Here is a 12,009-nt window from a genome sequence, read left to right as displayed (position 1 = left end):
GAACCGTCCGACATTCAGCGGAGGGTGACGACGACCTTGCCGGTGGCGGTGCGCTTGTCCAGGGCGGAGACGGCCTCGGCCGTGTGCGCGAGGGTGTAGATCGCCGGGTCGGGCGGGTTGATCTTGCCGTTGGCGAGCAGCGGTTCCACTTCGGCCCACTGTTCCTGCAGGTAGCCCGGGTGGCTCATGACCCATTCGCCCCAGGCCGCGCCGACCACTTCGACGTTCTTGAGCAGCAGGCGGTTCACCTTGACGGTGGGGATGTCGCCGGCGGTGAAGCCGACCACCAGCAACCGGCCGCCGCCCGCGAGCGAGCGGACGCTGTCGGTGAAGCGGTCACCGCCGACCGGGTCGAGCACGATGTCGACGCCGCGGCCGCCGGTGATCTCCTTGACCGCGTCCAGCCAGCCGTCGGTGAGCACCACATCGGTGGCGCCGTTGGCGCGGGCGACCTCGGCCTTCTCGTCGGTGCTGACGACGGCGATCACCCGCCCCGCGCCGAGGGCCTGCGCCATGCGCAGGGTGGAGGTGCCGATACCGCCGGCGGCGCCGTGCACGAGCACGGTTTCGCCGTCCGCGATGCGGCCGCGGTTGCGCAGGCAGAAGTGCACGGTGAGGTCGTTGAACAGCACGCCCGCACCCGCCTCCAGTGAGACGTTGTCGGGCAGTTTGAAGACCATGTCGGCGGGTGTCACCGCGACATCGGCGACGGCATTGCCGAGCAGGGTGAGGGCGACGACGCGGTCACCGGCCCGCACGTGGGCGCCTTCGGGCGCCTCGCGCACGATGCCCGCGATCTCGCAGCCGACGACGTAGGGCAGCGCCGGTTTCATCTGGTAGAGCCCGCGCGTCATGAGGACGTCCGGGAAGGCGATGCCGGCGGCGTGCACGTCGATGACGACACCACCCGGATAGGCCGCCGGTTCGGGGATGTCGAGGACCTCGATGGCTTCCGGGCCTTCCAGCTTGCCCACCACTGCTGCTCGCATACTCGATCAACTCCGATCCATCCGACTGCGGATACAGCGAACTTAGTCCATCGAACTGTGAATTGTCCCGGTCGCCCGGTTTCCGGTGTCAGTCCGGCCCGTTTTTCCGTCCATCAGCGATGCTCGTATTCCTGCATCGGCTCGTTGGCGGCAACCTGACCGTTGCTGGTGATCACCAGGGCGCTCGCGGTGATGCGGTACATGGTGCCGTCGCCGGGATTGGTGACCGTGTAACCGCCGGAACCGTCCGGCACCGGATCGTTGATCGAGATGGTCGCGCCGTCGCTGATGCGCACGCCCTTGTAGTAGTAGCGGCCGGTGCTGGTGCGGCAGATGGCGATTCGCGAGGCGGTGCTGCGGCCGACGGCCATGGCCGGATCGTCGGCGTCGCAGCGCGGCCCGCCGGTGGTGAAGCCCTGCGTATCGGTGCCCGCGACGGTGCCGACGTAGGGAGCGAGGGTGGTGGTGACGACCGCGGGGGTCGTATAGCCGGGCCCGCTGGTGACACTGGGCGGAGTGGTCCCGGGACCACCGACGGTCCCACCGCTTCCGTTGTGCGACACGATCATCCACCCGACCACACCCGCCAGCAGCAGCACCACGACGATGAGCGCGCCGACCAGATACGGCAGTGAACCGCGTTCGCGCGGCGGCAGCGGCAGCGGGGCGGAGGGATGATCGCGTACGGGTTGCGGGCGCGAGAACTCCGAGCTCCCGGGCGGGCGGGCGCCCGTCGCATAGCCGTAACCGGCGGGCGGCGGGATCGACTGCTCCCCCGAGCCCGGCCGTTGCGGTTGGTACGCGTACCGCGACGGGACGCCCTGTTCATTCGAAATGCTCTGTGGCCCAGAGGAAACACCCGGCGCGCCCGCCCCGTATGCGGCGGGCGGATAGCCCTGCCCCGGGATCGGCTGCGATCCGGATCCGTACGAGCCCGGCGCGCGCCCGGCATGCATGGTGGGGTCGAAGCGACTCTGGTCATAGCCGGAAGGTATCGACCCGCCGGGTGAGTGCTGTTGTCCCGCATCGGGATACGGCTGCCACGTGGGCGGATGCGTGACCACGGGCGGCGCCGAGGTGCGAGTGGGCTCGCCGGGCAGCGTGAGCGCGGTGCGGGCGGCGCGGGCGAGCTGCCCCGCGGTGGCATAGCGGCGGGCCGGGTCCTTGGCCATGCCGGCGGCCACCACCTGGTCGAGGGTGACGGGTACGCCCGGCTGGGTGCTGGGCCGCGGCGGCGGGGTCATCATGTGCGCGCGGATGGTGGCGAAATTGCTGTCGCTGGGGAACGGCACGCCGCCGGTGAGGGATTCGTAGAGCACGCAGGCGAGGGCGTAGACGTCGGCGGCCGGGGAGACGGCGGCGCCGTGTTCGAAGCGTTCGGGCGCCATGTAGGCGAAGGAGCCGATGGCGCTGCCGGTGCCGGTCAGCTGCACGTCGGATTCGGCGTGCGCGATGCCGAAATCGACCAGGTAGGCGAATAATTCGCCGGTGAGCAGGATATTGGCGGGCTTGACGTCGCGGTGCACGAGGCCGCTGTCGTGGGCGGCGTCGAGTGCGGCGGCGATCTGTTCCACCACCTGGACGGCCTGCTCGGGCGGCAGCGGTCCTTCGTCGTGGACGTAGGCCTTGAGGTCGCGGCCGCGGACGAGCCGCATGTCGATGTAGAGGACGCCGTCCACTTCGCCCCAGTCGTGCACCGGGATGACGTGCGGTTCCTGCAGTTTGGCGGCGGTGCGGGATTCGCGGCGGAAACGTTCGACATAGGTGGGCTGCCCGGCGAGGGTTTCGTCGAGCAGTTTGAGCGCCACCACCCGGTCGCGGCCGGTGTCATATGCCTCGTACACCTCGCCCATACCGCCGACGCCGAGCAGTTTGCGCAACTCGTACTGCCCGAACCGCGAACCGGCCCTCGCACCTGCGGCCACCCGCGTCGCCTCCCCGTGTTGTATCTGCAACAAGGCAAGGCTACGGGGTAGGTCCGGACGGTGTCATGCTCTGCGTAGCAGGAGTACAGACGACTCGACGCGAGTGGGTCGCGTCCGCCCCGTAGAGTCGTGTCACGGACTTCGGTCAGCAAGCGTCGGACAAGGCGCTTATTGAGAAGAAACGCGGCACACCGTGCAGCGCGAGGAGCACAAGTGTCACTCGATCAGCCACTCGCCCCGCTTCCCCAGGAGGGCATGGGTTTCGCTGCGGCGTGGCCCGTCCGGGCTGGCGATGTGGATCCTTATCAGCGACTGCGATTCGATGCGGTGGCGCGCTATCTGCAGGACATCGCCTGGGAGGAAATGCAATCCGGATTCTTCCATCGCACCGATCCGGCGTGGATCGTGCGGCGGACCGTGGTGGATGTGATCCGGCCGATCCATTGGCCGGACCGGGTGCAATTGCAGCGCTGGTGCTCGGCGATGTCGACGCGGTGGACGAATATGCGGGTGCGGATCACCAGTGCGGACGGCGGATTGATCGAGACCGAGGGGTTCTGGATCAATATCAACGAGTTCACCAATATGCCGACCCGGATCAGTGACGAGGGCCTGGCGGAATTGTCGAAGACGACGGCGGAGCATCGTTTGCGCTGGCGGCCGTGGCTGACGGATGCGACGCCGCCGGAATCCGATGTGGATCTGACATTTCCGGTGCGTGCCACGGATATCGATCAGTACAACCATGTCAACAATGCCGCGTATTGGCAGGCGGTCGAGCAGTATCTGGTTGACTATCCGAAGCTGGTGGCGGGTCCGCATCGCGCGGTGATCGAGTACATCGCGCCGGTGTGGGCGCGGCAGCACATCAGTGTGCGCAGCCGGTTCGAATCCGGTGACCGTACCGGGCATCCGGTCTTGAGGTTGTGGTTCATGGTGGAGGGATTGACGACGACGGCGGTGCGGATCGGCCCACTGCCGGGTTGATTCGCGACAGGAGGTCGCCCGTGAAGATCTCTTCCTCGGCGTTACTCGTTGCACTACCCGCGGTGGCAGTCACGCTGACCGCCTGTGATCAATCCACGAGTTCCGCACCCGGCACTTCCAGCAAACCAGCGGCAAGCACCACCGCCGCACCCGGCAGCACCGCGGCCGGCACCACGGCCCCGAAGCCGGTGCCGCCCAGCCCGACCCGGCCGCCCATGCCGACCGCGCCTTCTCCCGCGGATGTCGACTGCGGCCCGATCACCGGATCCAACGGCCAGAGCGCCAACGTCATCGCCTACGGGCGGCAGGTCGGCATCGCCGGCTGCACCGAAGCCGTCACGGTCGCCCACGACTACGTCAACGCCAGCCGCACCGACGACGCGGTCCAGGTCGACAACTGGACCTGTGAACCGCAGCCGGACACCGACGTTCCGCACATCTGCTTCAAGGACGGCCTGCTCCTCGGCCTGCGCGGCGGGGCTTCCTATCTCTTGCTGCCTCCCCCGCCACCGACGGCAACCACACCCCATTGACGAAACGCGGCCCCGCCCGGAAAGGGCGGGGCCGCGGCGCTTTCGAAGGCGCGGGGGTTTCAGGGGCGTGAGCCCCTGAGAGTCACGAGAGTTGTTCTATCCTTTGGCGGCCTTGAGCAGATCTTCGAGGCTGGTGAACTTCACCCGGGGCCGGCCGGCGGACTTGCCGGCGTTCTTCTCGGCCTGGTCGATGGCCTTCCAGCCGTCGCGGCCGATCTGGTCGGGCTGCCGTTCGGCCAGCAGCGCGGTGAGGGTGGCGCGGTTACCTTGCGGCGCGGCCAGTTTGCCGCCGACGAAGTCCTCGATGAGCTGGTCGACGGTTTCCTGGGAGTCGACGCGGTTGGTGCCGATGACGCCGCGCGGGCCGCGCTTGATCCAGCCGGAGACGTAGACGCCGGGAACGGGTGCCCCGTCGGCATCGAGGACGCGGCCCTTGGCGTTCGGGATGACGCCGCGGGACTCGTCGAACGGGATGTCCGCGACGGGTTCACCCTTGTAGCCGATGGACCGCAGGACCAGTCCGGTTTCCAGCACGCCGGTGCGCTCGGAGCCGCGGGCCATGAGCACGCCGTTCTCCTCGACCAGGTCGTTCTCCTGGTATTCGAGGGCCTGCACCTTGCCCTCGCCGGTGAGGGCGGTCGGCGACACCAGGTAGCGGAACACGATTCGCTTGGTGCCCGGGGAGGCGGTGGCGGTCCCCGGAGTGGGCGACTTGGCCGCGTATTCCTCCGCGAGGGTGTACTTGAGCTGCAGCGACGGTTCCACTTCGGGATCGTCGAGCGCCGCCTGCGAGGTCGGATCGAGCGTCAGTTCGGCGGGATCGATGATGACGTCCACGCCCTTCAGGTGCGCGAGCGCCAGGAATTCCGGCGAGGTGTAGGCGGCCTGCAGCGGGCCGCGGCGGCCCAGCACCACGACCTCCTGGATATTGCTGCGGCGCAGCGCATCCAGGGCGTGATCGGCAATGTCCGTCTTGGCCAGTTCATCCGGGTTGACGGTGAGCACGCGGGCCACGTCGAGCGCGACATTGCCGTTGCCGACGATGACGGCCCGTTCGCCGCTCAGATCGAATTCGCGGTCGGCGAAGTCCGGATGCCCGTTGTACCAGGCCACGAACTCCGTGGCGGAGTGGCTGCCGGGCAGGTCTTCGCCGGGCACCCCGAGCTTGCGATCGGTGGCGGCGCCGACGGCGTACAGCACGGCGTGATGGTGGGCGAGCAGTTCGTCGTGCGAAATATGCTTGCCGACCTCGACATTCAGCCGATATTGCAGGGCGTCGCGGCGGAAGGCCGATTCGAACAGTCCCGCAACGGACTTGGTGCCCGGGTGATCGGGCGCGACACCCGCGCGCACCAGGCCGTACGGCGTGGGCAGCCGGTCGAACAGTTCCACCTCGACATCGGCGCGGCGCAGCAGTTCCTCGGCGGCGTAGCAGGCGGCCGGGCCGGCGCCGATGACGGCGACGCGCAGCGTGCCGAGGTCCTTGGGCGCACGATTGGGCGCGACGAGCGGCTCGAAGTTGGATTCGAGCGGATGCCGCTGGAAGTAGGCGGCGTTGATGTCGCGGAACCGGGCCAGCGACGCTAGCAGGTCGTCCTCGGAGAAGATGGCGTCGACCGGGCAGGCGTCGACACAGGCACCGCAGTCGATACAGGTGTCGGGGTCGATGTAGAGCATCTCGGTGGTCGCGAATTCGCGTTGCTCGGGGGTGGGGCGAATGCAATCGACCGGACATTCAGGTACGCAGCTGGCGTCGTTGCAACAACGCTGCGTGATCACATATGCCATATCTCGCTGATCCTCGAAACTGTCGCGTGCTGGTGCTTCTCCGCCCGGGGTCGAGCGGGTTCGGTAGAACACGTTCTAATATAAACGGCGTTCACCAACTGTCGGCACTGCGGTGTGACGCCACTTTCAGTGTGCCTCGAGTGTGAGCGCGGTCTCCAATCGACACCGCCTACCGTAGTGCGCATGGTGCGGACTCTCATCTTGATGCGGCACGGCAAATCCGGCTACCCCGACGGCGTGCCGGACCACGACCGGCCGCTGGCGCCCCGCGGTGAACGCGAAGCGGCGCTGGCCGGGGACTGGCTGCGGGAGACCCAGCCGCCGATCGATCAGGTGCTGTGCTCGACCTCGGTACGCACGCGGGAAACCTTGTTCCGCACCGGGATCACCGCGCCCGTCTCGTACGAGAAATCGATCTACGAGGCCTCACCGCACACCCTGATCGAAATGGTGCAGCTCGCCGACGCGCAGGTACAGACACTGCTGCTGGTCGGGCACTCCCCCGGAATGCCGTGGACGGCATGGGAGTTGGCGGCCAACCGGAGCTCGGCCGCGGCCGAGGAGATGAGTCGCAAATTCCCCACGTCGGCGCTGGCGGTGATCGAATTCGATCGCCCGTGGGCCGACGCGGATCCGGGCACGGGCGAACTGGTCCGCTTCCACGTGCCCCGCTGACCGGCGGGTCAGGACTTCAGGACGCGCCAGGCCAGTACGCCGCCGCCGATCAGCAGCAGCAACAGCGCCCAGCCGAATCCGGCGAGCGCCCAGACCACCCCGAACACCACCAGCACGGGGAGGGCCGCGATAGCCGTGATGACCGGTTGGTCCTTGATGGTCTCGAGGGCAGACCTGGCCCGCATCCGATCGATGTCTTTTGGCATGACCCCAGCGTAGGCGCGAAGACCGGGGGTTTCATCGGGGTAATCCCGGGTTTTACGAGACTCTCCCGGTTCGGCAGAATCGGACTTGCTTGGAGTGCACTCCAGGTGGCTAGCGTCGACGATGTTCGACAGAGAAGGGGCGAGACCGATGAGCGCAGTTCCGGAGCCCGTAGCGCACGGCGAAGACTTCGAACGACCCCGGTATTCGATCGGCGAGGTCTCCGAACGATGCGGACTGACGCGCGACACCCTGCGCTGGTACGAGCGGATCGGCCTGATGGACTACGTCGGCCGCGACCACACCGGCCAGCGCCGGTTCAGCGACCGCGACCTGGGCTGGCTGGATCTCATCGGGAAACTGCGGCGCACCGGCATGTCGGTCGCCGACATGGTGCGGTACGCGGAACTCGTGCGGGCGGGAGAACACACCTTCCCGCAGCGGCTGGACATGTTCCGCAAGACCCGCGCCGAAGTGCTCACCCAGATCGAGGAACTGCAGGCCACGGTGGCCGTACTCGACCGGAAGATCGCCATCTACGAGGGCAGGCCGAGCGAGTGCGAGATCAGCGCGGTGGAAAGTATTGCTACCGAGAGGATTCAGGCATGACCGGCAACCTCCCCCTCACCGCACTCGGCAATGCGGGCGTGGAGGTCGGTGCGCAGGGCTACGGCGCCATGGGCATCAGCGAGTTCTACGGCCCGACCGATGCGGTCGAGGCCCGGGCCACGCTGGAGCGGGCGCTGGAACTGGGCGTGACACTGTTCGACACCGCGGACATGTACGGCAGCGGGCACAATGAGGAATTCGTCGGCGAATTCGTGCGCGCGCATCGTGAGAACGTGGTGCTGGCAACGAAATTCGGCCTGGTCCGCAAGGCGGACGACCCGGCCTACCGCGGCATCGACAACTCCCCCGCCTACATCCGGCAGGCGGTCGACGCCAGCCTGCGCCGGCTCGGCATCGATGTCATCGACCTGTACTACATGCACCGCAAGCAGGACGGTGTCCCGGTGGCGGATACCGTCGGCGCCATGGCGGAGCTGGTGACGCAGGGCAAGGTGCGGCAGCTGGGGCTGTCCGAGGTGACCGGTCCGGAACTGCGGGCCGCGCATGCCGTGCATCCGATCGCGGCCGTGCAGTCGGAATGGTCGGTGTTCTCGCGCGATGTGGAGAACACGGTGGTGCCGGCCGCGGCGGAACTCGGCGTGACCTTCGTGCCGTATTCGCCGCTGGGCCGCGGGTTCCTGTCCGGGGCGATCACCGCGACGGGCGAACTGGCGGAAGGCGATACGCGCCGCCGCTTCCCGCGTTTCTCCGGCGAGAACGCGGTGAGCAATGACGAACTGCTGGAACCGCTGCGCACCATCGGCACGGCACGCGGCCTCACGCAGGCGCAGGTGGCGCTGGCCTGGGTGCATGCGCGCGGGCGCGTGCACGGGCTGCCGGTGGTGCCGATCCCGGGGACGCGCAGCAGGATTCGCGTCGCGGAGAATATCGCGGCGGCCACCGTCGAACTGACGGCGGACGAGCTCGCGCCCCTCGACGCGATCGCGGGCCGGGTGACCGGAGAACGCTACGCGGACATGGCTTTCACGTCCGCAGGGCGCGAATAGCGTTCGGGCCCGGCTGATCCGGATGGCACTCCCGAGCCGGCCGGATCGCCCGCCCGATTGCGCCGGTCGACGGAGCGGCGAAAGGTCCCCGGCCCATCAGGGCCGGGGACCTTCTCATTGCTCCCGTTCAGCCGGCGAGGCTGATGGTGTGGCCGGTGTGCTCGGCCTTTGCGCGCAGGTAGCGGAGGTTGTTCTCGTTGGCGTGGACGCCGGTGGGCAGGGTGTCGCGGACGGTCACGCCGAGGGCGGTCAGCTGCCGCACCTTGTCGGGATTGTTGGTGAGCAGGTCGATTTCGCCGAGGCCGAGGGCGGCCAGCATCTGGGCGGCCGCGGTGTAGTCGCGGGCGTCCTCGTCGAAGCCGAGTTCGGTATTGGCCTGGTAGGTGTCGAGGCCGGAATCCTGCAGGGCGTAGGCGTCGAGCTTGTTGTAGAGCCCGATGTCGCGGCCCTCCTGCCGCAGGTAGAGCAGCACGCCGCCGGTGTCGCTGATGCGTTCCACGGCTTCGCGCAGCTGGGGTCCGCAATCGCAGCGGGCGGAGCCGAAGACATCGCCGGTGAGACATTCCGAATGCAGGCGCACGAGCGGGGTGCCGGCGGGCTCGCCGAGCACGAAGGCGACGTGTTCGCGACCGTCGGACAAGCCGTCGAAGGTGACGGCCTGGGCGGTGGTCGTGTACCCGTCACCGAAGGCCAGCGGAATCTGCACGCGGGTGCGCACAGTGGCGCCGACTGTCGTAGTCAGCCCACCCGTCGCCCGGCCACCGCCCCTCACCGAATCGCTGCGCGATGCTGTACTCATATTGCTCCTGTGTCTCAGGGCGTAGGGTCGTTCCGTTCAAATTTGAACCGGCCCCTCCCGGTTGTTATTCCTCCCCAACCGAACGGCGGTAACCTCGCCCTATGGGTCCGGGGTGGCTGAGCGATGAAGAACAACGCGCCTGGCTGGCCTTTCTCGCCGCCGCCAGCCTGCTGGAGCGGCGCATCGGGCAGCAGCTGGAATTCGATGCGGACCTGTCCCATCTGCAATACGAGATCCTGGTCCGGCTGAGCGACTCTCCGAGCCGGGAGATGCGGATGAGCGAACTGGCAGCAGCCCTGTTCAATTCGAAGTCGAAACTCACCTATCAGATCGATCAGCTGGAGAAGTCCGGCCTGGTCACCCGCCGTACCTGTCACAGCGATCTGCGCGCGGTGTGGGCCCGCCTCACCGATGCCGGAGTGCGGAAACTGGAACAGGCCGCGCCGGGCCATATCGCGGCCGTGCGGGAGTATTTCGTGGATGTGCTGACGCCGGAACAACTCTCGGCCATCGCAGACGGGCTGTCCGCGGTGACGCGGCGTCTGCGCCCCTCGGCGGAGTGAGCCCGAGTCCACTGGGCGTGTGACCAGCTTCGCGACGGGCAAATTGGAAACCGGAGGGCACGGTTCAACTTCTCGTTTTACGATGCGGGCACTATGCAGTCGTCAGTAGCTCATGACCGGGTCTGGATCGACAAACAGACACCCGGGGTCTATCACGCGCTCGAGTCCGTCGCGATAGCCGTGCGGAATGCCGCGGCCACAGTCGATCTGGGGCGGGCGGTGATGGAACTGGTGAATGTGCGGGTGTCGCAGCTCAATGGCTGCCCCTTCTGCCTGGATCTGCATACGCGGGCCGCGCGCGAGGCCGGAGTCACCGCGCAGCAACTGGATGTTCTGGACGCTTGGCGACGAGCCCCCTACTTGTTCTCCGAACAAGAACGGGCTGCTCTCATCCTCGCCGAAACTGTGACCTCGCTGCCGGATGAGGGAATCCTCGAAAATGAGTATGCTGCTGCGCGGCAACATTTGTCGGATGACCAGATATCGGTCCTGATCTGGGCTGCTACCACGATCGGCGCGTTCAATCGCGTGTCGATCTTGAGCAAACATCCGGTGCGGGTGCGGAAGGAGAACTGAACAATGAGCGAACAGGCCGTGGCAGCCGCAGTCGTTCGTAACGACGCGCAACACCGGTACGAGGTGTGGTACGGGAATTCGCTCGCCGGGTTCAGCGAATACCGCGAACGCGACGACGAGGACACCGTCTTCATCCACACCGAGGTGGACGGTGAATACAGCGGTAAGGGGCTCGGCAATCTGCTCGCCCAGGAAGCCGTCAAGGATGTGATCGCCCGCGGTCGCGCCATCGTGCCGCGCTGCCCGTTCATCAAGAGCTGGCTGGACAAGAACCCCGAATACGATGAACACGTGGTCGGAAAGGGCATAAAACGATGAGTGACCTGGAGCCGAAACCCGAGGAAACGCTGTGCGAATCCTCCGGGCGGCCCGGCCCGCGCGCGGAATTCTTTCCCGCCCGGGAGGTTCCGCTCGGCGGGGTGCGCGGCGTGACCGTGCACCGGACGCTGCCGCAGCGGGACCTGCCCACCGTGGGCGCCTGGTGTTTCCTGGACAATTTCGGCTCCGGGTCCCCCACTCTGCCCGAGGGCAATGACATCGACCCACATCCGCATATCGGATTGCAGACGGTCACCTGGCCGTTGAACGGGCGCATCCGGCATCGGGACAGTATCGGCTCCGATGTGGAGATCGAGCCGGGACAGTTGAACCTCATGACCTCGGGACGCGGTATCGCGCACTCGGAATACCGTGTGCCCGGCCATATCTCGGGCGCGGGCCTGCAATTGTGGATCGCGCTGCCGGACGCGTCGCGGTTCATCGCACCGCATTTCGAGCAGCATCGGGAACTGCCGATCTTCGCCCTGCCGGGCCTGGAAGGCATCGTTCTGATCGGCACGCTCGGCGGGGTCACCTCACCGGCGACCGCGTACACGCCCATCGTGGGCGCGGACCTGCAGGTGTTGGCGGGGAGTTCCGTTGCGCTGCCGCTGAATCCGGAGTTCGAGCACGCCCTGCTGGTCATCGAAGGCGAACTCGTCGCGGACGGCGTCACCACCGGCCCCGGGCAGCTGCTCTATCTGGGCAGTGACCGGAAGACCCTGCCGCTCAGCAGCTTCCAGGGCGCGCACCTGCTGCTCGTCGGCGGCGAGCCGTTCGGCGAGGACCTGGTCATGTGGTGGAACTTCGTGGCCCGCAGCCACGAGGAGATCGAGGCGGCCCGGAACGACTGGGAGAACCACGATATCGAACGTTTCGCCGATATCGCGGGGCATACTCCGGATCAGCGCATCCCGGCGCCACCTCTGCCGGGCCTGCATCTGAAACCGCGTAAACGCCGGTGCGGCGTACCGCACGACTGACAAATGGAATAATTCGGCCCCGAACCAATTAGCGGTCCGGGGCCGAATTCCTT

Annotated in this window: 14 protein-coding genes; 9 read left to right on the top strand and 5 right to left on the bottom strand. The window is 67.3% G+C overall.

From position 1 onward, the window contains the following. Positions 1–14: 14 nt before the first annotated feature. A complete protein-coding gene (locus ACH438_RS44655) occupies positions 15–989 on the bottom strand; it encodes an NADPH:quinone oxidoreductase family protein (RefSeq protein WP_397017099.1) in 975 nt (324 codons plus the stop codon). Positions 990–1,102: 113 nt separating this feature from the next. Further along, a complete protein-coding gene (locus tag ACH438_RS44650) occupies positions 1,103–2,944 on the bottom strand; it encodes a protein kinase (RefSeq protein WP_397017096.1) in 1,842 nt (613 codons plus the stop codon). 183 nt (positions 2,945–3,127) lie between these two features. Between ACH438_RS44650 and ACH438_RS44645 the strand changes: the two genes are divergently transcribed. Next, on the top strand, positions 3,128–3,901 hold the full coding sequence (locus ACH438_RS44645) for an acyl-[acyl-carrier-protein] thioesterase (protein WP_397017094.1): 774 nt from the start codon (positions 3,128–3,130) through the stop codon (positions 3,899–3,901). 20 nt (positions 3,902–3,921) lie between these two features. Further along, positions 3,922–4,434 carry a hypothetical protein gene (locus tag ACH438_RS44640; protein ID WP_397017092.1) on the top strand — a complete coding sequence of 171 codons (513 nt, stop codon included), beginning with the start codon at positions 3,922–3,924 and terminating at the stop codon, positions 4,432–4,434. Positions 4,435–4,530: 96 nt separating this feature from the next. On the opposite strand, the gene ACH438_RS44635 is transcribed toward ACH438_RS44640, so the two are convergent. Next, complete coding sequence (locus ACH438_RS44635; protein ID WP_397017090.1) at positions 4,531–6,222, bottom strand: FAD-dependent oxidoreductase; 1,692 nt, start codon at positions 6,220–6,222, stop codon at positions 4,531–4,533. Between the two features lie 183 nt (positions 6,223–6,405). Between ACH438_RS44635 and ACH438_RS44630 the strand changes: the two genes are divergently transcribed. Beyond that, a complete protein-coding gene (locus tag ACH438_RS44630) occupies positions 6,406–6,897 on the top strand; it encodes a SixA phosphatase family protein (RefSeq protein ID WP_397017088.1) in 492 nt (163 codons plus the stop codon). Between the two features lie 8 nt (positions 6,898–6,905). On the opposite strand, the gene ACH438_RS44625 is transcribed toward ACH438_RS44630, so the two are convergent. Beyond that, positions 6,906–7,103: a hypothetical protein gene (locus ACH438_RS44625; protein WP_397017086.1), complete on the bottom strand. Its 198-nt coding sequence runs from the start codon at positions 7,101–7,103 to the stop codon at positions 6,906–6,908. Between the two features lie 148 nt (positions 7,104–7,251). Here ACH438_RS44625 and ACH438_RS44620 point away from each other — a divergent pair, with 148 nt between their 5' ends. Further along, positions 7,252–7,710: a MerR family transcriptional regulator gene (locus ACH438_RS44620; RefSeq protein WP_397017084.1), complete on the top strand. Its 459-nt coding sequence runs from the start codon at positions 7,252–7,254 to the stop codon at positions 7,708–7,710. After that, positions 7,707–8,717 (top strand): aldo/keto reductase, encoded by a 1,011-nt coding sequence (locus ACH438_RS44615; protein WP_397017082.1) that lies wholly within the window; start codon positions 7,707–7,709, stop codon positions 8,715–8,717. The genes ACH438_RS44620 and ACH438_RS44615 overlap by 4 nt, the downstream gene beginning before the upstream one ends. Before the next feature lie 127 nt (positions 8,718–8,844). Here the strand turns inward: ACH438_RS44615 and ribA are convergent, their stop codons facing one another. Next, positions 8,845–9,516 carry a GTP cyclohydrolase II gene (gene ribA, locus ACH438_RS44610; RefSeq protein ID WP_397017080.1) on the bottom strand — a complete coding sequence of 224 codons (672 nt, stop codon included), beginning with the start codon at positions 9,514–9,516 and terminating at the stop codon, positions 8,845–8,847. A gap of 101 nt (positions 9,517–9,617) precedes the next feature. Between ribA and ACH438_RS44605 the strand changes: the two genes are divergently transcribed. From ACH438_RS44605 to ACH438_RS44590, 4 genes are all read left to right on the top strand, one after another. Next, positions 9,618–10,079: a MarR family winged helix-turn-helix transcriptional regulator gene (locus ACH438_RS44605; RefSeq protein ID WP_397017078.1), complete on the top strand. Its 462-nt coding sequence runs from the start codon at positions 9,618–9,620 to the stop codon at positions 10,077–10,079. Between the two features lie 93 nt (positions 10,080–10,172). Then, entirely contained in the window at positions 10,173–10,655 is a 483-nt protein-coding gene (locus ACH438_RS44600; protein WP_397017076.1) for a carboxymuconolactone decarboxylase family protein, read from the top strand. Positions 10,656–10,658: 3 nt separating this feature from the next. Further along, positions 10,659–10,973 (top strand): GNAT family N-acetyltransferase, encoded by a 315-nt coding sequence (locus tag ACH438_RS44595; protein WP_397017074.1) that lies wholly within the window; start codon positions 10,659–10,661, stop codon positions 10,971–10,973. Beyond that, positions 10,970–11,956, top strand: a complete 987-nt coding sequence (locus tag ACH438_RS44590; RefSeq protein WP_397017072.1) for a pirin family protein — start codon at positions 10,970–10,972, stop codon at positions 11,954–11,956. The genes ACH438_RS44595 and ACH438_RS44590 overlap by 4 nt, the downstream gene beginning before the upstream one ends. The last annotated feature ends 53 nt before the right edge of the window (positions 11,957–12,009 follow it).

This window comes from Nocardia sp. NPDC020380, from assembly GCF_044386975.1.
Taxonomy (GTDB): Bacteria; Actinomycetota; Actinomycetes; order Mycobacteriales; family Mycobacteriaceae; genus Nocardia.
The sequence above is the reverse complement of the archived record's forward strand: the minus strand, read 5'-3'. Positions and strand labels throughout refer to the sequence as shown.